Below are 20,691 nucleotides of genomic sequence, written 5' to 3' on the forward strand. Positions count from 1 at the left end.
ATAAAGCGAAAGATCAACCTATGATCTTCGATTGTGTGTCGTACTAATTTAGTGTGTTATTATTAACCAATAACAAGCTTGCATAAGAACAAGCTGTACCCGATTACACAATTGAAAGCCTTAGTGAATGAAACAACAATTTTTATTAGAAGGCCATCGAGCCGTCAATAGCTTGCTACGGAAGCTTGCGCTTGGGATGGATCGCAAAGATTTAAATCACAAGATTATTCAGCTTACCGAGCAGCTTTTTGGGCAGCGCATGGCTTCAATTTTACTGCTCAACTCAGAGTCTAAAACGTTACACCTTGAATATGCCCCAAACCTGCCTGATTTTTACAATCAACAGATTGAAGGGGTAGGAATTGGTGCGGGGATAGGCTCTTGTGGCGAGGCAGCTGCGCTTAAGAAAGCAGTGATGGTCTCCAACATAAATGCACACCCAAACTGGGCACCTTTTCTGGCCCTCACCAATCAAGCAAATTTGCATGCCTGTTGGTCGGTACCCATTATCTCGTCGCGCGGTAATGTGTTGGGTACCTTCGCTATTTATAGTCAGTACATCTCTGAACCGCATGAATTTGAGCTCGAGATCTTAGAACTACTGGCTTCCCTGTATTCGGTAGCACTAGAGAAGTTCGAGTTGGAGAATCAGCTTAACTTTTTCGCCAATCGCGATTCTCTAACCCATTGCTTGAATCGTCGTGCACTGTTCAATGAAGCCGAAAAAGTGTTGGCTAAGCGATGTTTTTCAGAAAAGGTGATGGCGTGTCTGTTTGTGGATGTCGATAAGTTCAAATCAATAAATGATACCTATGGCCACAGTTTCGGTGACGATGTGCTGTTGGCGGTTGCCGAAGTTCTTGATGAGGCAACCACAGCATGTGCCAAGATAGGACGTTATGGTGGCGATGAGTTTGTGGTGTTCTCATGTTTTGATGATCAAGAAAGCGTTGTTAGCTTCTACCACAGCTTAGAGAAAGCACTGCAACAAGCGCTTTATATCAATGATGTGCAGTTTTCAGTGAGTGTCGGGCTTTCTTGTAACAAAGATCCTCAAGGATTAGACCAGTTGATCGCACAAGCTGATAAGAACATGTATCAAATCAAGCAAGCTAAGTCTCAGCAGTAGTAGATTGTAAAAATAGTCGTAAATTAGGGAATGCTAATGAGTGAAAATATCTGCCCTAAGTGCCAGTCTGAGCTAGCTTGGGATGGCAAGTATCACTGTGAAAGTTGTCAGGCTCACTTTACTAAAGTTGGGTTTTGCCCTGAGTGCAGCAGCCAACTTGAGAAGCTTCAAGCCTGTGGTGCGGCGAGCTATTTTTGCAACGGCGATTGCAACGAGCTGAAATCTAAATCGAGAGTAAAATTCGAATTTCAACCAGCGGAATAGCCTTAAACTCATGGTTTGAACGACCATCGGTGATGTTATACCAGAGACTCAATACTAGGGCGTGTTGACCTTTCGCGGTTAAATTTTGTTCGAGATAAAAGCGTTTTAATCGCGGCGAGGGAGAAGTAGCCTAGTCATTCTAAGCAAATCTCCCTCAACAAAGAGTAAAACGCTTTTAGCCGAACCCTTCGGGCAGCGTTTGCTGGTCATTTCTACTACGTTATCGGCTTCTCATGTAGGCTAGCTACACATCAAAGCCTCTGCCTTGTATAAATACCCAGCAACTCGCTGCAAAAATCAGCTCGAAAGATCAACATGCCCTAAAGTGTTGGGTCTTTTTTGTATCTGAAGAACAGGAATGTGTCATCTTGGTTCATTCCCACTGTCACTGCACCAGTATGAAACATAGTTACATGATTGCTATGCACTCTATTGGTGTGAGTTTCTTTTAAATTCTATTAATACAATCACTTATAAATAATTTCGCTGGTTTATAAGTTTGGCACTCTTCTTGTAACTCTGTAATTGAATAACAAAAATACAATTATGGAGTAATATCATGAACAAGGTGTTCAATTTATCGCTAGCTGCACTGTGTACAACACTTTCATTTTCTTCTGCAACAGTGTTTGCTGCTGATGAGACCATCAAGGTCGGTGTTCTACACTCACTCTCTGGCACTATGGCGATTAGTGAGACCACGCTAAAAGATACCGTGCTAATGCTTATCGAAGAGCAGAACAAAAAGGGCGGTTTGCTTGGTAAGAAGCTAGAGCCTGTTGTGGTTGACCCTGCGTCAAACTGGCCGCTATTTGCTGAGAAAGCGCGTGAGCTTATCGAAAAAGAGAAAGTGGATGTGGTGTTCGGTGGTTGGACATCGGTATCACGTAAATCCATGCTGCCTGTTTTTGAAGAACTCAACAGCATCCTTTTCTACCCAGTACAGTATGAAGGTGAAGAGTCTTCTAAAAACGTTTTCTACACCGGTGCCGCGCCAAACCAACAAGCGATCCCAGCAGTGGATTACTTGATGGAAGAGCTTGAAGTTGAGCGTTGGGTACTTGCAGGTACCGATTACGTTTACCCACGTACTACCAATAAGATCTTAGAAGCCTACTTAAAAGATAAAGGTGTCGCAGAAGAAGACATCATGATCAACTACACGCCATTTGGTCACTCTGATTGGCAATCTATCGTTTCAGACATCAAAAGGTTCGGCGAAGCAGGCAAGAAAACCGCTGTGGTTTCTACTGTGAACGGCGATGCGAACGTACCTTTCTATAAAGAACTTGGCGCTCAAGGCATTTCATCTGAAGACATCCCAGTTATTGCATTCTCTGTTGGTGAAGAAGAACTGTCAGGTATGGACACGGAACCACTGGTAGGTCACCTAGCGGCATGGAACTACTTCATGAGTGTTGATACCGAAGCCAATGAAGAGTTCGTTGAAACGTGGCAGTCGTTCATCAAGAGTGAAAAGCGCGTCACCAATGACCCAATGGAAGCGCACTATGTTGGCTTCAACATGTGGGCTCAAGCGGTCACTAATGCAGGCACAACCGATCCTGAATCTGTGCAAGATGCCTTGATTGGTGTGTCTGTTCCTAACCTTTCTGGTGGCTACTCAACCATGCTGCCAAACCACCACATTACTAAACCAGTCCTGATCGGTGAAATCCAAGACGATGGTCAATTCGATATTGTTTGGGAAACCACAGGTCTCGTTGCGGGTGATGCTTGGTCGAGCTACTTACCTGAATCGGCAAAACTGTTCTCTAGCTGGTCGAAGCCATTCTCATGTGGTGCGTTTAACGTCGAAACGAAGAAGTGTTCTGGCGGTAACTAGAGTCATGAATGTTGAGCCTTGTCTTTAGTAAATATAGCTAAGGAAAGGCTCACTACTTCTCAGGTAACAATAAATATCCACGTATCCATCAAGCAAAAATAACAATATCTAGCTCGATGGACTAAGGAAGCAGGGATGAAAAACGCATTAAATGTATTTAAGGTGCTGTTGCTCATGGCAGTCAGTGCTCAGTTGGCTTTTGCGGGAATAACGGATGAAGCTAGCTTTACCAAGGCGCTAGTTGGTAAGAAAACATCGGATAAAGAATTAGCTATTGATTGGGTGATTGAGACGCAAACGGAAGATGTGTCGAAACCTATTCTGGATGGTTGGTTAAACGGAAACCTTTATTATTTTGGTGATAAAAAGAGCGAGCAGTATAAACAGCTCTACCTCATTCAAAGCATCAAAACAGCGACGTCAGCTCAGTCGGTATGGGATGATTCAACGCTGAATATCGAGAATGCGAGACAGTTTAAAAAGGTTCGCGTGAATAACAAACTTCGTGGGATCTTGCGCGGCGAAATTGCTTCTATTGGACTGAACAGCAGTAATCCTGATGTGCGTTATAAAGCTGTTTTGGATCTGTTAGGGACCAAAGACTCTGACATCATTGAACGTATAGCTGAACTCAGAGCCAACGAATCAGAGGGCAAAGTGGCAGAGCTTATGGATCTCTCCTTGGCTATTTATAGCTCCCTTGATAAAAGCGCAACCATTGAAGAGCGAGTCACGTCGATTGAGCGAGTCGGTGACTTCAAACACTCAGTCGTTCTGCAAACACTGAATCAACTGTTAAACACTGAGCAAGATCCAAGCATTACCGCTGCAGCAGAACGTGCGATGGATAGCTATCAACAAAGCCAAGCACTCTATTCGGGTGTAGAAACCGTATTCTTCGGTTTGAGCTTAGGCTCGGTATTGGTGCTGGCAGGCATTGGCTTAGCGATTACCTTTGGTGTGATGGGCGTTATCAACATGGCTCATGGCGAGCTGATCATGATTGGCGCTTACACCACCTACGTATTGCAGTTGTTGATGCCGAATCATATTGGCCTAGCGCTGATACTTTCCATTCCAGCGGCATTCATTGTGTCTGGCTTAGTGGGCATTGCGATTGAGCGAAGTGTGATTCGTCATCTTTACGGTCGCCCATTGGAAACCTTACTCGCCACCTTTGGTATTAGCTTGATCTTGCAGCAAGCCGTTCGCTCTATTTTCTCTCCTTTGAACCGCTCAGTGAGCACACCTGAATGGATGTCTGGCGCACTTCAACTGAACCCAATGTTGTCTCTGACCTACAACCGACTTTATATCATCTTGTTCTGTGGTTTGGTGTTTATGGGCTTATTGATGGTTCTGAAAAAGACACCATTAGGCTTGCAGGTTCGTGCGGTTTCTCAAAACCGTGGCATGGCTCGTGCGATGGGTATTCGTTCTGAGCGAGTTGATGCGATGACCTTCGGTTTAGGCTCTGGCGTTGCGGGCGTCGCGGGTGTGGCACTTTCTCAACTGACTAACGTGGGTCCAAATATGGGGCAGGCGTACATTATCGATTCATTCATGGTGGTGGTATTCGGCGGTGTTGGCAACCTATGGGGCACGCTAGTCGCAGGTTTAAGCCTTGGTCTGTTCAATAAGATTTTAGAACCATGGGCTGGTGCGGTTCTCGCCAAGATTCTGGTACTGGTTTTCATCATTCTATTTATTCAAAAACGCCCACGCGGACTCTTCCCGCAACGTGGTCGTGCGGCTGAAGGTTAAGGACAACATCATGCAGTCAAAATCATTTGTACTTTCGGCAATGCGTGGTGACAAAGGTGGCCAACTGACCATCCTTGCCATTCTTGCGGCCGTCATTCTTATCCCACTGGCTAACACCATGTTACCAAGTGGACACCCGCTCCATGTTGAGACTTTCACTATCTCGCTGATGGGTAAATACCTGAGCTACGCAATGTTGGCATTGGCGCTCGACCTGGTGTGGGGCTATCTCGGAATCTTGAGCCTTGGCCACGGTGCTTTCTTTGCGCTTGGTGGTTATGCGATGGGCATGTACTTGATGCGCCAGATTGGTGACCGTGGGGTTTATGGTGATCCAATCCTACCTGACTTTATGGTGTTCCTTGATTGGTCGGCGTTGCCGTGGTTCTGGCAGGGCTTTGATCAGTTCTGGTTCGCCTGCTTGATGGTGGTGTTGGTGCCGGGCGCATTGGCTTACTTGTTCGGTTATTTAGCTTTCCGCTCTCGTGTGTCCGGGGTGTATCTTTCTATCATGACTCAGGCGTTAACTTACGCATTGATGCTGGCATTTTTCCGCAACGAGATGGGCTTTGGTGGCAACAACGGACTGACGGATTTCAAAGACATCATAGGTCTGAGCTTGCAAAGTGATGCGGTCAAGATAGGTCTATTTGTCGCGACTGGTATTGCGCTCATTCTCAGCTACATTGCGTGTCGCATGGTGGTGACCAGTCGATTAGGTCGTGTGGCATTAGCGATTCGTGATACGGAATCACGCACTCGCTTTATGGGCTACGACGTCGATGGCATCAAGCTGTGGGTCTTCGTTCTTTCTGCGGTTATCGCGGGTATTGCCGGGGCTTTATATGTTCCCCAAGTTGGCATCATTAACCCAGGAGAATTTGCTCCTCTTAACTCGATTGAGATTGTGGTTTGGGTTGCCTTAGGCGGCCGTGCCACTCTGTTTGGTGCCATTGTCGGTGCATTGATCATCAACTACGCCAAGAGCTGGTTTACGGTTGAGTTCCCAGAGGTGTGGTTATTTGCGCTGGGTGGGTTATTCGTACTCTCGACCATGTACTTCCCACAAGGTGTGATTGGCTTTGTCAGTGAAAAATGGCAGCAGCTGCGCAAGGCATCAAATGGGAAAAACCAAGATAAAGATAAGGATGATCAGCACAAAGCTAAGGAGGTGATCGCATGACCACATTTAATAGCGTAAAGGAATCGGTTCAGGCGTTCACTCGTCGAGACGAAGTCTTTGATTACCTCAAACCCGATATTCATCCTGCCATCGATACTCGACATAACGTGCTGTTGTATGTCGAAGGCGTCAACAAAAGCTTCGATGGTTTCCAAGCGATAAACGATCTGAACCTCTATATCAAAGAGGGAGAGCTACGCTGCATCATCGGCCCTAATGGGGCAGGTAAAACCACCATGATGGACATCATCACAGGTAAAACTAAGCCAGACACTGGTGAAGTATGGTTGGGTTCGAACATCAACTTATTGAAGATGAACGAAGCCGAAATCGCCAATGCTGGCGTTGGGCGTAAATTCCAAAAGCCGACTGTGATTGAATGCTTAACCGTGTGGCAAAACCTTGAGTTGGCCATGGCCGGTGACCGTTCAGTGTGGGCGACGTTCACTGCTGTGATGTCTGGCGAACAGAAAGACAAACTGACCTCTGTGCTTGAGCTGATTCATCTAAAAGACGAAGCGGCGAATTTGGCAGGTAACCTGTCTCACGGACAAAAGCAGTGGTTAGAGATCGGCATGCTATTGATGCAAAACCCTAAGCTGTTGCTGGTGGATGAGCCCGTGGCAGGTATGACTCACCAAGAAATGGATCGCACCTCTGAGCTACTCAACTCACTGGCAGGTAAGCATTCGGTTGTGGTCGTTGAACACGATATGGATTTCGTTCGTTCTATCGCCAGCCATGTCACCGTGCTTCATCAAGGTCATGTGTTGGCTGAAGGCACCATGGATCAAGTGCAGGCACACCCTGAAGTTAAACAAGTTTATCTCGGAGAATAGGATGCTAGAGGTTAAATCAGTTAATCAATATTACGGTGAGAGCCACACGCTGTGGGACTTGGATATGCAGATCCCAGAAGGTAAATGCACAGTGCTAATGGGGCGAAATGGCGTCGGTAAAACCACGTTGCTGCAATGCATCATGGGGTTGGTTAAGGTCGAAAGCGGTGACATCTCATTGTCGGGTGAGTCGCTTTTGAAAACCGATGCGGAAGATCGCGCTCGCCAAGGCATCGGTTACGTGCCGCAAGGTCGTCAGATCTTTCCGATGCTCACGGTTCAAGAAAACCTAGAAGTAGGCTTACCGATTCGCGAAAAGGGCGACCGTAAGATCCCAGAGTTCATCTTCGATATATTCCCAGTGTTAAAAGAGATGCTGCATCGTCGCGGTGGTGATTTATCGGGTGGTCAGCAGCAGCAACTGGCGATTGGGCGTGCGCTGGTGGTTAATCCAAAACTGTTGATCTTGGATGAACCGACAGAAGGTATTCAGCCCAATATCGTGCAAGAGATTGGTGACATCATTCGTATGCTCAACGAGAAGATGGGACTCACAGTCCTGCTTGTTGAACAGAAGCTGCCATTTGCGAGAAAGGTCGGTGACCGATTTTGCATTCTCGACCGCGGTCGTCAGGTAGCAGAAGGTGAAATGAAAGGGCTTAATGAGTCCTTGATTAAGGAGTACCTAACCGTATGAGCTCTCTATATTCTTCGAGTGAAGCAATAAACCCTTCTTTAGCGGGAGTGTTGTCTCTGAATGAGACCATCGAACAAGATATCCGAGACGGTTGGCAAGCGAGCTTAAACCTCACTTTTGTCGACCGCGGTGATAAAACCGTATTAAAGAATCGTCAGCAGTCTGGTCCGCTTGCGGTGCAGCGTCCCTTGTATCCTGATGGGGAAACGTGTCACACCTACTTACTTCATCCCCCCGGCGGAGTGGTAGGTGGTGATACTCTCAATATTGACGCGACCATCGAAAGCGGTGCGCATGCGTTGATCACTACACCCGGTGCGACCAAGTTTTATCGCTCAAACAACAAGTACGCCAAGCAGAAGCAGACCTTACGAGTGAAGAAAGATGCTCGCTTGGAATGGATGCCGCAAGAGAACATCTTTTTCCCGAATGCACACGTTCGTTTAGACACTGAAATTCGCCTAGAAAAGGGTGCACAATTTTGGGGTTGGGAGATGCACTGTTTTGGACGTCCTGCACAGAATGAGGGATTCGAGCATGGTCACCTCGTTGGGAAAATAGAAATCTATCTTGATAATCAAAGGCTTCTGACTGAAGGTTTTAATTTTCATGGTGGCGATAAGTTAATGATAAATATGGGGTTACTTGATTATTCAATGATGGGAACCTTTTATATCACCTCAAATGAGAAGCAAGATTTAGAGTTGGTACAGAGCTTGCTGTTATCTATTACACAGCAAGCTTCACAGCAATCAGTTAAATCAAAAACGTCGAGTGAACCCACATTAATATTGGGTGCGACTCAGATAGAAGGATTGATTGTGGTGCGAGCCTTGGGTAATTGGAGTGAAGATATCCTCCAGGCCTTTGGTCAGATATGGCAAGCAACTCGCTCTCATTTATGCGGTACGACTCCTGATTTACCAAGGATTTGGGCGACTTAGCGATTAGCCCTATTTGTACCGGGGGCGCCTTCCGGCCCTCGGTACATTTTTTCAAGCTTGCTGTGATTGAATCCCACTTACTGCTCATGCGTTTTGAGCAATAAGAAAACAACACTAACAGCGGGCGGCTAAATGGAATTAACACCAAGAGAAAAAGATAAGCTACTTATCTTCTGCGCAGGAATGCTGGCACAGCAGCGCAAACAAAAAGGCTTAAAACTCAACTATCCAGAATCTATCGCACTGATCAGCAGTGCCATTCTTGAAGGTGCCCGTGAGGGTAAAACCGTTTCAGAATTAATGGATTTTGGACGCACACTTCTTACTGTCGATGACGTTATGGAGGGGATCCCTTCGATGATCCCTGATGTACAAGTCGAAGCCACTTTTCCTGATGGCACCAAGTTGGTGACCGTTCATGAACCTATCGTGTAGGGAGAAGTAATATGGCTGGTTCAACAAAACAATACTCAGGATTCGTTCCCGGAAAAGTCGAAACCGCTCCCGGTGACATCACTCTCAATGAAGGCCGCGACACAACGTCCGTCAAGGTTCAAAACATTGGCGATCGTCCTGTTCAAATTGGCTCTCATTACCACTTCTATGAAGCAAACCCTTCACTGATCTTTAACCGAGAAGCTACTAAAGGCTTTCGACTCAATATTCCTGCTGGTACTGCAACCCGCTTTGAGCCGGGTCAGTCGCGCAGCGTCGAATTAGTGCGTTACGCCGGTAAGTTAGAGATCTATGGCTTCCAAGGAAAGGTGATGGGCAAGCTCTAAGCGCTCCCACGGAATAATGAAAATAACAAAGGATTGAACATGGCGACGATATCCAGACAGGCTTATGCCGAAATGTTTGGGCCAACAGTCGGTGACCGAGTGCGTCTTGCTGACACCGATTTATGGCTAGAAGTTGAAAAAGATTACACCGTATACGGCGACGAAGTGAAATTTGGCGGCGGTAAAGTGATTCGTGATGGACAAGGGCAAAGCCAACGACCAAGTGCCGAAACTCCAGACTTGGTGATCACCAACGCGATTGTGTTGGACTACTGGGGCATAGTAAAGGCCGATGTCGCTATCAAAGATGGTCGAGTTCAGGCATTGGGTAAAGCGGGCAACCCTGATGTTCAGCCGGGCGTTGATATTGTGATTGGCCCGGGCACGGAGATTTTAGCGGGCGAAGGTTCAATTCTGACTGCTGGTGGCATTGATTCACACATCCACTTTATTTGCCCACAACAGATTGAAGAAGCACTGGCGTCAGGTGTGACTACCATGATAGGTGGTGGCACGGGGCCAAATACCGGCACCAACGCAACCACATGTACGCCGGGGCCTTGGAACATGCATCGTATGCTGGAGTCACTCGATCAATTCCCGATGAACTTTGGCTTGTTAGGCAAAGGCAATGCCAGTCAGCCAGAAGCTCTACGCGAACAAGTAGCTGCAGGCGCAGTGGGTTTGAAGTTGCACGAAGATTGGGGAACAACCCCCGCTTCAATCGATACCTGCTTGAACGTTGCTGACGAGATGGACGTACAAGTTGCGATTCATACCGATACCTTGAATGAGTCTGGCTTTGTTGAATCAACACTTGGCGCAATTGGCGACCGAGTGATTCATACCTACCACACTGAAGGTGCGGGCGGTGGTCATGCTCCCGACATTATCCGTGCGGCAGGCGAACCAAATGTTCTGCCTTCATCAACTAACCCAACACGACCTTACACGGTTAATACGGTCGATGAGCACTTAGACATGTTGATGGTGTGTCATCACCTTTCACCGTCGATTGCTGAAGATGTCGCGTTTGCTGAATCGCGTATCCGCCGTGAAACCATTGCCGCAGAAGACATTCTTCATGACTTGGGCGCATTCTCGATGATCGCCTCGGACTCACAAGCCATGGGGCGAGTGGGTGAAGTAGTAACACGTACTTGGCAAACCGCACACAAGATGAAAGTGCAGCGTGGCAGTCTAAAAGAAGATTCAGACTACAGCGATAACTTCCGTTTAAGGCGCTATGTCGCTAAGTACACCATCAACCCTGCGATCACTCATGGTATGTCTCATGAAATCGGTTCGATCGAAGCCGGGAAATTAGCTGACCTAGTTTTATGGAAGCCAGCTTTCTTTGGCGTGAAACCAAGTGTGATTTTGAAGGGCGGCATGATCGCCATGGCACCGATGGGTGACCCAAACGCTTCAATCCCAACACCTCAGCCAGTTCACTATCGCTCGATGTTTGGTAGCTACGGCAAGGCATGTCAGAACACATCAATGTTGTTTGTCTCTAAAGAAGCCAAGGCACAGAACATCGACAAACAGTTGGGTCTGCAGAGCTTGATTGGTGTTGTGAGTAACTGCCGAAACATCAGCAAAGCCGACATGAAGCTCAATGATTGGATGCCGAAGATTGAAGTCGACTCTCAGACTTACCAAGTGCGCGCCGATGGTGAATTACTCACGTGTGAACCAGCTGAAGAGCTGCCAATGGCTCAGCGGTACTTTCTATTCTAAGCCTTTGACTAAAGAATCTTATTTTAGTGACCCTATTTTGAACGTTATAAATCTCACAAGGAGATTGAGGTAATAGCATGATTGAACTGACTCAACTGAATACTCAAATACAAAATGCACCGGACGGCTATTTGAGCCTGCCGATCGATAGTCGCATCAAAAGCCGCCTTAAGGTGATGCTAGATGACGGGCGCAATGCAGGGCTGTTTCTACCACGAGGTCATATCTTGCGCGGTGGCGAACAACTCTCAAGTGAATGTGGTTTAGTCGTAGAAGTGAAAGCGGCACCAGAAACCGTTTCAACCGTTTATTGTGAAGACCCACACTTGCTAACGCGAGTGGCGTATCACCTTGGCAACCGTCATGTTCCGTTGCAAGTGGAAGCGGGCTGGGTTCGTTATCAACACGACCATGTTTTGGATGAAATGGTTGAAGGTTTAGGCGCGAAGGTGACTACCGAGAAACAACCGTTTGAACCAGAAGGTGGCGCTTATGGCGGTCGCTCAGGTGGACATCATCACCATCATTAATGACTCACTAAACGATTTATATAACAACAAATATTAATAACGATAAACGCAAGGAAGACGCGATGAACTTTAAAACAGCAGCAGGCTTATGCACTTTCACAATAGCTTCTCTAACAACATCAACATTGGCTTTCGCTCACCCAGGACATGGAGCACACTCAGTTCATGAGTCTCACTCATTTATGTCTGGCTTAACTCACCCTGTGACAGGTATGGATCACCTGATCATGTTGATCGCTTTTGGTTTGTTAATTGGCGCACTTTCATTTTCCACCAAGACAAAAGCCGCTCTGATTGGCGGTGGGTTGGCGTCTTTGGTGGTAGGACTCATCGCAGGCCAAGTCTTAGGTTTCTCTGTGATTGTTGAACCTGCAATCATCGCTTCTCTATTCGTTGTCAGCTTATGTTTATGGCACGTGTTCTCACCATCGACTAAGCGAGTGAACAGTGTATTAGCAGCTTCGATTGGCATGTTGTTTTTCCATGGTTATGCGCATGGTGTTGAAGCTGCAAGTAACCTAACTCAGTTTGCAGCGGGTATGAGTATCACAGCTTTGGCTCTGATGGTTATAGGTGCTTTTGTTGGCCGCGCGGTTTACTCAAAATGGATGTCGGTTGGCGTGGCTTCAGCAAGCGCACTATTACTGCTAGGCGCATAAGCTCTCGAACTTTTTCGATTCTAGAAAATTGAGGGCACGATTATGACCACAACAGAAAATGTCGCCATCTATCGTCTGTTTCAATTGATCAGTCCGTCATTGCCGATTGGTGGGTTCACTTACTCGCAAGGTTTAGAGTTAGCGGTTGAAGCGGGGTGGGTGACCGATCGCAACAGTATGGAACAGTGGCTCAATACCATCGTCAGTTCCAGTGTCGCGACCTTGGAATTGCCGATCTTAGAGCGTCTTTACCACGCTCTAGAAAAGGGTGAACTCGATGAGATTGAGCACTGGTGTAACTACCTGTACTCAAGCCGTGAAACCAGTGAATTGCGGGCGGAAGAGAAGCAACGTGGGCATGCATTGAATACTTTGTTGAAGCGCTTAGATATCGATATTTCACTGGTGGACTCTGTTGATAGTCATCCCAACCAATTGTTGGGCATGTGTATGGCGGCTCAGCATTGGGGCATTGATTTAGAAAGCCTTAAGCAGGGTTATTTATGGAGTTGGCTTGAAAATATCGTTACTGCAGGCGTGAAACTGGTGCCTTTAGGTCAAACCGACGGGCAGTTGGCATTGATTAATATCACCAACACCTTTCCTGAGGTGATCGAAAAGGCCCACGCGATAGAAGATTGGATGGTAGGCAGCTTTTCGCCATCAATGGCATTAGCAAGTTCACTGCACGAAACACAATACACGAGACTATTTCGTTCGTAGCGGTCAGCTCGAACGGTGTAGTAAAAAGAATATAAGGAAGTAGACAATGGAAAGTTATAAGCAACCCCTTCGAATTGGTATTGGCGGCCCGGTAGGGTCTGGTAAAACAGCCTTGTTAGAGGTGCTATGTAAGGCGATTCGCGACAAGCTCAACATTGCCGTGGTAACCAACGACATCTACACGCAAGAAGATGCAAAGATACTCACGCGAGCAGAAGCGCTAGAACCGGATCGTATCATTGGTGTTGAAACGGGGGGCTGTCCGCACACGGCGATCCGTGAAGATGCGTCGATGAACTTAGCTGCGGTAGAAGAGCTTGCTAAGCTGCACAAAAACCTCGATGTGGTATTCGTCGAAAGCGGTGGTGACAACCTCAGTGCTACGTTCAGCCCTGAATTAGCCGACCTGACCATCTACGTGATTGATGTAGCGGAGGGGGAGAAGATCCCACGTAAAGGCGGGCCGGGTATTACGCGTTCTGATCTGCTAGTCATCAACAAGATCGATTTAGCACCATATGTGGGTGCGTCACTTGAAGTGATGGAGCAAGATACACAACGCATGCGACCAACCAAGCCATACGTGTTCACCAACCTAAAAGAGAGCCAAGGTTTAGATTTCATCATCAACTTTATTGTGACGGAAGGGATGCTGACCATGAAGGAGCCTTCTGCTACTGACTAGAGTTTGAATTTCAAAAACAGTAGATACAACAAAGCCCTGTCGATTATCGATAGGGCTTTCTGGTTTTAAATGATTTTCAACGTTCTAGTCGAAGCTAAAGCTCACTCTTAGCGACTCTTGTTGTTACTTGCGATTCAATCACACCATCTTCTACTTGGGTGGTGATCACTTCGCCCACCTCAACATCGTTAATCGATGACACAGTCTTGCTCGATGCTGAATGGGTAATGCTGTAACCACGCTTTAGGGTTGCTAGAGGACTAACGGTTTCTAACTTCTCTGCAGCCATGGCCAGCTGGTGGCGAGTGGTTAGCAGTGTTTTATCCATCGCATCTAATAGCTTCTGCTCAGAGCGTTGTAAATGCAGTTTCTGTTCACCAAGGCGTTTCACTGGCGAGTTCAGCTGAAGCTGGTGCTGTTTGCGCTCAACACGCTGTGCATGCTGCTTTAGGTATTGAGTCATACCGCGACGCAAACGCATGTCTAGGTCATCAAGTTGCTGACTCTGCTTTTGCAGTTGGTAGCTCGGGTGTTGCTTCTCTAAGCGGTATTTCAACGTTTGAGTGGATTGCGCTTGTTTGATTAACACATGACGAATAGCACTCACCAAGCGAGCACGTTTAGAGGCAAAAGCTTGCTCTTTATGACTGTTGTCACGGCTAACCAATTCTGCAGCTGCTGATGGCGTTGGAGCACGCATATCTGCGACGAAATCGGCGATAGTGACGTCAACTTCGTGGCCAACGGCGCTGATAATCGGGATCTGGCTTGCTGCAATTGTGCGAGCAACGATCTCGTTATTGAAGCACCATAAGTCTTCTAATGAACCGCCGCCACGACCCACGATCAACACATCACACTCATTGCGTTCGTTAGCTCGTCCAATCGCTTGAGCAATCTGAATTGCCGCCTCTTCGCCTTGAACCATGGTCGGGTAAACCACAACAGGCAATGAAGGATCGCGTCTTTTCAGTACATCAAGAATATCAAACAGCGCAGCGCCGGTTTTCGAGGTGATAACGCCCACGCGCTTTGGGTGCTCAGGAAGCGGTTGCTTACTCGATTGAGCAAACAGGCCTTCAGCGGCAAGGTTCATCTTCAGCTTTTCAAACTCTTGCTGAAGCTTACCGTCACCTTCTGGCTGCATGCTTTCGATGATCAGTTGATAGTCACCGCGTGGCTCATAAAGAGACAAACGTGCTTTGACTAAAACTTGATTACCGTTCTGAGGCTTGAAAGTCACACGGCGGTTATTGCCACGAAACATAGCGCACTTAACTTGAGCGCGAGAGTCTTTAAGCGTAAGGTACCAGTGACCAGATACAGGTGCAGAGAAGTTTGAGATTTCACCAACGAGCCAGACTATTCCCATTTCGTTTTCTAATAGGAGACGAACCTCTGAGTTGAGGCGAGAAACAGTAAAGATGTTTGGATTAGTCATAGAAGCACTATCTTTCCTTGAAGGAAGGTCTTTCTTGGAATCTCACAGGGCGTGAGTATGGAAGATAGCGGCAATATAATACATAGCAAGGGGGTAAATGCAAATTAAAAATACAAAAATGTGTAGCCAAGCGATTTCGTTGGCCGTATAATCCGTCCGCAATATCTAATCCAAATGCAGTTTGATTTTCCTTAATTGGCTGCCCTCATTAGGCGAAACGATGAGATTGGATTGTTTCTTTTTACTCCTATTATTGTGAGATATTGCAAATGCTAAGAATTGCCAAAGAAGCGCTGACATTCGACGACGTACTGCTAGTGCCAGCACACTCCACCGTTCTCCCTAATACAGCTGATCTTCGCACTCAGCTGACGAAGAATATTTCCCTAAACATCCCAATGATATCTGCATCTATGGATACTGTGACAGAAGCTCGCCTAGCGATTGCACTGGCACAAGAAGGCGGAATAGGCTTCATTCACAAGAACATGTCTATTGAACAGCAAGCTGAAATGGTTCGCCAGGTGAAAATTTACGAAGCTGGTGTGGTTTCTCACCCAGTAACTGTAAGCCCTGACGCGACAATCGCTGATGTTGTAGCCCTTACCCAAAAACACGGCTTTGCCGGTTTCCCAGTTGTTACTGAAACAAACGAACTTGTTGGTATTATTACTGGCCGTGACGTTCGCTTTGTTACTGACCTTTCTAAGAAAGTTGATGTAGTAATGACACCTAAAGCTCGCCTTGCTTCTGTTAAAGAAGGTGCAACTCGTGAAGAAGTTCAAGAGAAAATGCACGAAGCGCGTGTTGAAAAAGTTCTTGTTGTAAATGACGACTTCCAACTTACTGGAATGATCACTGCAAAAGATTTCCACAAAGCAGAACGTAAACCAAACGCTTGTAAAGATGAGCGCGGCAGCCTACGTGTAGGAGCAGCTGTTGGTGCTGGTGCTGGTAACGAAGAGCGCGTTGCTGCTCTAGTTGAAGCTGGCGTAGACGTTCTACTTATCGACTCTTCACACGGTCACTCTGAAGGCGTACTTAACCGTATCCGCGAAACTCGCGCTGCATACCCCGATCTACAAATCATCGGTGGTAACGTAGCAACTGGCGCTGGCGCTCGTGCTCTTATCGAAGCGGGTGTTAGTGCGGTTAAAGTAGGTATCGGCCCGGGTTCAATCTGTACGACTCGTATCGTTACTGGTGTTGGTGTTCCTCAAGTAACAGCAATCGCAGACGCAGCTGAAGTAGCTAACGAATACGGTATTCCAGTAATCGCAGATGGCGGTATCCGCTTCTCTGGCGATATCTGTAAAGCTATCGTTGCTGGCGCATCTTGTGTGATGGTTGGTTCAATGTTCGCTGGTACTGAAGAAGCACCGGGTGAAGTTATCCTTTACAACGGTCGTTCTTACAAGTCTTACCGTGGTATGGGTTCTCTTGGCGCTATGTCTCAAGGTTCTTCTGACCGTTACTTCCAATCTGACAACGCTGCAGACAAGCTTGTTCCAGAAGGTATTGAAGGTCGTATCGCATACAAAGGTCGTCTAAAAGAGATCGTTCACCAACAGATGGGCGGTCTACGCTCAAGCATGGGCCTAACGGGTTCTGCAACTGTTGAAGACATGCGTACTAAAGCTGAGTTTGTTCGTATCTCTGGTGCGGGCATGAAAGAATCTCACGTACACGATGTTCAAATCACGAAAGAAGCACCTAACTACCGTTTAGGTTAATAATACGTCCAAACGTTTGAATAATGTGCTGATTTAGTCGGCACATTAATATACCAATCGTAGTAAATAACTGATCATCCTAGCTTGTTAAAAACCTCGATAACTTCGTTAGAATTTTTGATTGTAGAATAACTACTTATCAGAAAATTCTTCCTCGTTCTCAAGCTTTTTTCCTACGCTATTCCTGAACACTTACTTACTGTGATTGGTATTATATCTACCGCCTGTTTTGTTTAGAGAGTGATTTTCTCAAAACACGTGGTTAAAGATATCTAACGAAAACGTTTGCTTTATTTCTTGAAGAGTTAATCAGAGGTGAGTAAACTCGCCTCCGTTTTATCACATAGCCAATAAGACTGCTTACAATGACTAAAAATATTCATGACCAACGTATTCTAATTCTGGACTTCGGTTCTCAATACACACAGCTAGTAGCTCGTCGTATTCGTGAGATCGGTGTTTACTGTGAACTTTGGAGCTGGGACGTAGAAGAAGCGGATATTCGTGAATTCAATCCAGACGGCATCATCCTATCTGGTGGCCCTGAAAGTGTAACGGAGGAGAACTCTCCACGTGCACCTCAGTACGTATTTGATTCAGGTGTACCTGTCTTCGGTATCTGCTACGGCATGCAAACTATGGCTGAGCAACTTGGCGGTAAAGTAGCAACGTCTACTGAGCGCGAGTTCGGCTACGCAGCTGTACAAGTGACTGGCGAATCTGCACTTTTCGCAGACCTTGAGTCTACTCAAGATGTTTGGATGAGCCACGGTGACAAAGTGGTTGAGATCCCAGCTGATTTCACAAAGATCGCTGAAACAGACACTTGCCCATACGCTGCAATGGCAAACGAAGAGAAGAAGTACTACGGCGTACAATTCCACCCAGAAGTAACACACACTAAGAACGGCCTAAAAATGCTTGAGAACTTCGTTCTTAATGCATGTGGTTGTGAAGGTCTGTGGACTTCAGCTTCAATCATTGAAGATGCAGTTGCACGTATTAAAGAACAAGTAGGTGACGACGAAGTTATCCTTGGCCTTTCTGGTGGTGTTGATTCATCTGTAGTTGCGATGCTTGCTCACCGCGCTATCGGCGACAAACTAACATGTGTATTTGTAGATAACGGCCTTCTTCGTTTAAACGAAGCAGAGCAGGTTATGGAGATGTTCGGCAACAAATTTGGCCTAAACATCATCAAAGTAGATGCTGAGCAACGTTTCCTTGACGCACTTGAAGGCGAAGCTGAACCAGAAGCTAAGCGTAAGATCATCGGTCACGTATTCGTAGATATCTTCGATGAAGAGTCTAAGAAACTGAAGAATGCTAAATGGCTTGCTCAGGGTACTATCTACCCAGACGTAATCGAGTCTGCTGCATCTAAGACAGGTAAAGCACACGTAATCAAATCTCACCACAACGTTGGTGGCCTTCCTGATGATATGGAAATGGGCCTTGTTGAGCCTCTACGTGAGCTATTCAAAGATGAAGTACGTAAGATCGGTCTAGAGCTTGGTCTTCCATACAACATGCTTTACCGCCACCCATTCCCGGGTCCAGGTCTAGGTGTTCGTGTACTTGGCGAAGTGAAGAAAGAGTACTGTGATTTGCTGCGTCGTGCTGATGCTATCTTCATTGAAGAGCTTCACGCTGCTGACCTTTACCACAAAGTATCTCAAGCATTCACGGTATTCCTACCAGTACGTTCAGTTGGCGTAATGGGCGATGGCCGTAAGTACGATTGGGTTGTATCTCTACGTGCTGTAGAAACTATCGACTTCATGACTGCTCACTGGGCACACCTACCATACGACTTCCTAGGTAAGGTATCTAACCGTATTATCAACGAAGTTAACGGCATTTCACGTGTTGTTTACGATATTTCTGGTAAGCCACCAGCAACTATCGAGTGGGAATAATCTCTTAGAGATTTAACCAGCTTTGATTAAGATCTTAAGCCTCGAACTCAGTTCGGGGCTTTTTTCTTTGTCGATTCGTTATATTGATTCATTGCATTAAAGGCTTATGAGCAATACCTCGAAATCAAATGAACAATACCTAGAAACCAAATGAGTTGGAAACTAGATATCAGCTCAAGAAACCATGAGACGCTTTGTTGTGTTGAGCCAAATATCAAAAAGATCACTCGCACTTTTTATAAATTCACACAGCTACAGCTAGGCCATTTCACATGTGAAGCATACTCTTTGATGGACTTATTAAGGACAGATAAGAGAATCCATCATGTTAAAAATCAAATATTTGGCGACAGTACTGGGCTGCACATTAGCAGCGCAAAGTCATGCGTCTTTGAACATTCAACCTGATCCGCAAAATCCGAATGGTTACCTTGTTGAAAAGTCGGCCCTACAAGCTGCTGAACAAGCGAAAACATCCGATCCTATGTATGCGATCTGGTCACAGGCACTTCAGACTCGCCCGAACACCATCGTTGAAGCGATTGAACCCGGTTCCCCCTCTAACCCTGAAAATGTAAAGCGTGTAGAGCGCGTGTTCCCTCAATCTGAATGGGACTTCCTCACTCAGATGGCAGCGCCAGAATACACCTACACTCGCTTCTTACGTGCGATTGGTAAATTTCCAGCTTTCTGTGGAGAGTACACCGATGGCCGTGACTCCGACGCCATCTGTAAAAAATCCATCATCACAGCTTTTGCTCATTTCTCACAAGAGACGGGTGGGCACATCGCGATAGACAACACCTCTGATAATCCATTAGCTCTCGAAGAATGGCAGCAAGCGCTGGTGCATGTTCGCGAAATGGGTTGGTCTGAAGGCCAAGAAGGTTACACCACAGGTTGTGGTCAGAACGATTGGCAGAATGCCCGCTGGCCATGTGCTGCGGGGCAGGGCTACTTCGGACGTGGTGCTAAACAGCTTTCTTACCATTTTAACTACGGCGCGTTTTCTGAAGTGATGTTTGATGGTGATGCGACGGTGCTTCTCAACAATCCGGGCTTAGTGGCGGATTCTTGGTTGAACTTGGCTTCTGCTATCTGGTTCTTCCTTACCCCTCAAGCACCTAAACCAGCTATGCTGCATGTTATTGACCGTACTTGGACGCCCTCTCAACGCGAATTGGATGCAGGTATTGGTTATGGATTTGGTACCACGATCAACGTGATTAATGGTGGTATTGAGTGTGGCGAGCAGAACAAAGATAAAGGCCAACCCGTTAACCGTATTCGTTACTGGGAAGGGCTAGCGGCGCACTATCAAATTCCGGTAGAAGCCGATGAAGCCAATACGTGTTGGCAACAAACGCCTTACGGAAGCTTGAATCTCAACGGCGCAACGGATGTGTTGTACACCAACTGGGATGGCAACTGGAAATACTACGCTGACCGCCCAGAAGGTTACTCGTTTGAGTGTGAACTTGTGGGTTTCCAAACTGCTTATTCCGCGCTGGTGGCTGGAGATTACGAGAAGTGTGTGACCAACTTTTATGGTTCTCATGCGAGTTGGCCTGAAGTGAAAGTAGTCGATAAGCTGGATCCGGTAGACCCAGGTACTGATCCGGGTGGTAATGGTTGGAGTGCGACCAAGGTTTACAACGCGGGCGACCAAGTGACTCATAATGGCGCAACCTACGAAGCGAAATGGTGGACACAAGGGGATGACCCTGCCAATGGCGGCCCTTGGAAGTTAGTGGCGGGTGAGCCAACACCGCCAGTCGTCACCGATCCTGCGCCAGTCGACCCTACACCT

General features: G+C 46.8%; 19 protein-coding genes. 18 read left to right on the forward strand and 1 reads right to left on the reverse strand.

The window, feature by feature from the left end; genetic code table 11:
* Positions 1–127: 127 nt before the first annotated feature.
* The 15 genes from IQQ51_RS12435 to ureG all read left to right on the forward strand — a co-directional run bounded on the left by IQQ51_RS12435 (position 128) and on the right by ureG (position 13,788).
* Positions 128–1,129, forward strand: a complete 1,002-nt coding sequence (locus IQQ51_RS12435; protein WP_193841233.1) for a sensor domain-containing diguanylate cyclase — start codon at positions 128–130, stop codon at positions 1,127–1,129.
* Positions 1,130–1,165: 36 nt separating this feature from the next.
* Positions 1,166–1,393 (forward strand): zinc ribbon domain-containing protein, encoded by a 228-nt coding sequence (locus IQQ51_RS12440; RefSeq protein WP_017056199.1) that lies wholly within the window; start codon positions 1,166–1,168, stop codon positions 1,391–1,393.
* Between the two features lie 559 nt (positions 1,394–1,952).
* Positions 1,953–3,239 carry an urea ABC transporter substrate-binding protein gene (urtA, locus tag IQQ51_RS12445; RefSeq protein ID WP_048615208.1) on the forward strand — a complete coding sequence of 429 codons (1,287 nt, stop codon included), beginning with the start codon at positions 1,953–1,955 and terminating at the stop codon, positions 3,237–3,239.
* Between the two features lie 135 nt (positions 3,240–3,374).
* Positions 3,375–5,003, forward strand: a complete 1,629-nt coding sequence (gene urtB, locus IQQ51_RS12450; RefSeq protein ID WP_193841234.1) for an urea ABC transporter permease subunit UrtB — start codon at positions 3,375–3,377, stop codon at positions 5,001–5,003.
* Positions 5,004–5,013: 10 nt separating this feature from the next.
* Positions 5,014–6,186, forward strand: coding sequence for an urea ABC transporter permease subunit UrtC (urtC, locus tag IQQ51_RS12455; protein ID WP_050052935.1), 1,173 nt, complete (start codon positions 5,014–5,016; stop codon positions 6,184–6,186).
* Positions 6,183–7,025 (forward strand): urea ABC transporter ATP-binding protein UrtD, encoded by an 843-nt coding sequence (gene urtD, locus IQQ51_RS12460; protein ID WP_017062506.1) that lies wholly within the window; start codon positions 6,183–6,185, stop codon positions 7,023–7,025. Before urtC ends, urtD begins: the two co-directional genes overlap by 4 nt.
* Position 7,026: 1 nt before the next feature.
* On the forward strand, positions 7,027–7,722 hold the full coding sequence (gene urtE / locus IQQ51_RS12465) for an urea ABC transporter ATP-binding subunit UrtE (RefSeq protein ID WP_017090946.1): 696 nt from the start codon (positions 7,027–7,029) through the stop codon (positions 7,720–7,722).
* Positions 7,719–8,666 (forward strand): urease accessory protein UreD, encoded by a 948-nt coding sequence (locus IQQ51_RS12470; RefSeq protein ID WP_193841235.1) that lies wholly within the window; start codon positions 7,719–7,721, stop codon positions 8,664–8,666. Before urtE ends, IQQ51_RS12470 begins: the two co-directional genes overlap by 4 nt.
* A gap of 132 nt (positions 8,667–8,798) precedes the next feature.
* On the forward strand, positions 8,799–9,101 hold the full coding sequence (gene ureA / locus IQQ51_RS12475; protein WP_004735119.1) for an urease subunit gamma: 303 nt from the start codon (positions 8,799–8,801) through the stop codon (positions 9,099–9,101).
* Between the two features lie 11 nt (positions 9,102–9,112).
* The gene (locus tag IQQ51_RS12480; protein ID WP_017087875.1) at positions 9,113–9,448 is read left to right on the forward strand and encodes an urease subunit beta; all 336 of its coding nucleotides are present in this window, start codon (positions 9,113–9,115) and stop codon (positions 9,446–9,448) included.
* A gap of 39 nt (positions 9,449–9,487) precedes the next feature.
* The gene (gene ureC / locus IQQ51_RS12485; RefSeq protein ID WP_050645533.1) at positions 9,488–11,191 is read left to right on the forward strand and encodes an urease subunit alpha; all 1,704 of its coding nucleotides are present in this window, start codon (positions 9,488–9,490) and stop codon (positions 11,189–11,191) included.
* A 77-nt stretch (positions 11,192–11,268) separates the two neighbouring features.
* On the forward strand, positions 11,269–11,721 hold the full coding sequence (gene ureE, locus IQQ51_RS12490) for an urease accessory protein UreE (protein ID WP_048614367.1): 453 nt from the start codon (positions 11,269–11,271) through the stop codon (positions 11,719–11,721).
* A 62-nt stretch (positions 11,722–11,783) separates the two neighbouring features.
* Positions 11,784–12,380, forward strand: a complete 597-nt coding sequence (locus IQQ51_RS12495; RefSeq protein WP_193841236.1) for a HupE/UreJ family protein — start codon at positions 11,784–11,786, stop codon at positions 12,378–12,380.
* A 42-nt stretch (positions 12,381–12,422) separates the two neighbouring features.
* Positions 12,423–13,103, forward strand: coding sequence for an urease accessory protein UreF (locus tag IQQ51_RS12500; protein ID WP_086970934.1), 681 nt, complete (start codon positions 12,423–12,425; stop codon positions 13,101–13,103).
* Between the two features lie 46 nt (positions 13,104–13,149).
* Positions 13,150–13,788: an urease accessory protein UreG gene (ureG, locus tag IQQ51_RS12505; RefSeq protein WP_193841237.1), complete on the forward strand. Its 639-nt coding sequence runs from the start codon at positions 13,150–13,152 to the stop codon at positions 13,786–13,788.
* Positions 13,789–13,882: 94 nt separating this feature from the next.
* Here the strand turns inward: ureG and xseA are convergent, their stop codons facing one another.
* Entirely contained in the window at positions 13,883–15,229 is a 1,347-nt protein-coding gene (xseA, locus tag IQQ51_RS12510) for an exodeoxyribonuclease VII large subunit (protein WP_046223664.1), read from the reverse strand.
* Between the two features lie 269 nt (positions 15,230–15,498).
* Between xseA and guaB the strand changes: the two genes are divergently transcribed.
* From guaB to IQQ51_RS12525, 3 genes are all read left to right on the forward strand, one after another.
* A complete protein-coding gene (gene guaB / locus IQQ51_RS12515) occupies positions 15,499–16,962 on the forward strand; it encodes an IMP dehydrogenase (protein ID WP_017062496.1) in 1,464 nt (487 codons plus the stop codon).
* 365 nt (positions 16,963–17,327) lie between these two features.
* A complete protein-coding gene (gene guaA / locus IQQ51_RS12520) occupies positions 17,328–18,881 on the forward strand; it encodes a glutamine-hydrolyzing GMP synthase (RefSeq protein WP_019820323.1) in 1,554 nt (517 codons plus the stop codon).
* 325 nt (positions 18,882–19,206) lie between these two features.
* Positions 19,207–20,691 (forward strand): chitinase (locus tag IQQ51_RS12525; RefSeq protein ID WP_228012833.1); only part of this gene is annotated, 1,485 nt, incomplete at its 3' end.

It is taken from the genome of Vibrio sp. OPT18, from assembly GCF_015163615.1.
GTDB lineage: Bacteria > Pseudomonadota > Gammaproteobacteria > Enterobacterales > Vibrionaceae > Vibrio > Vibrio coralliirubri.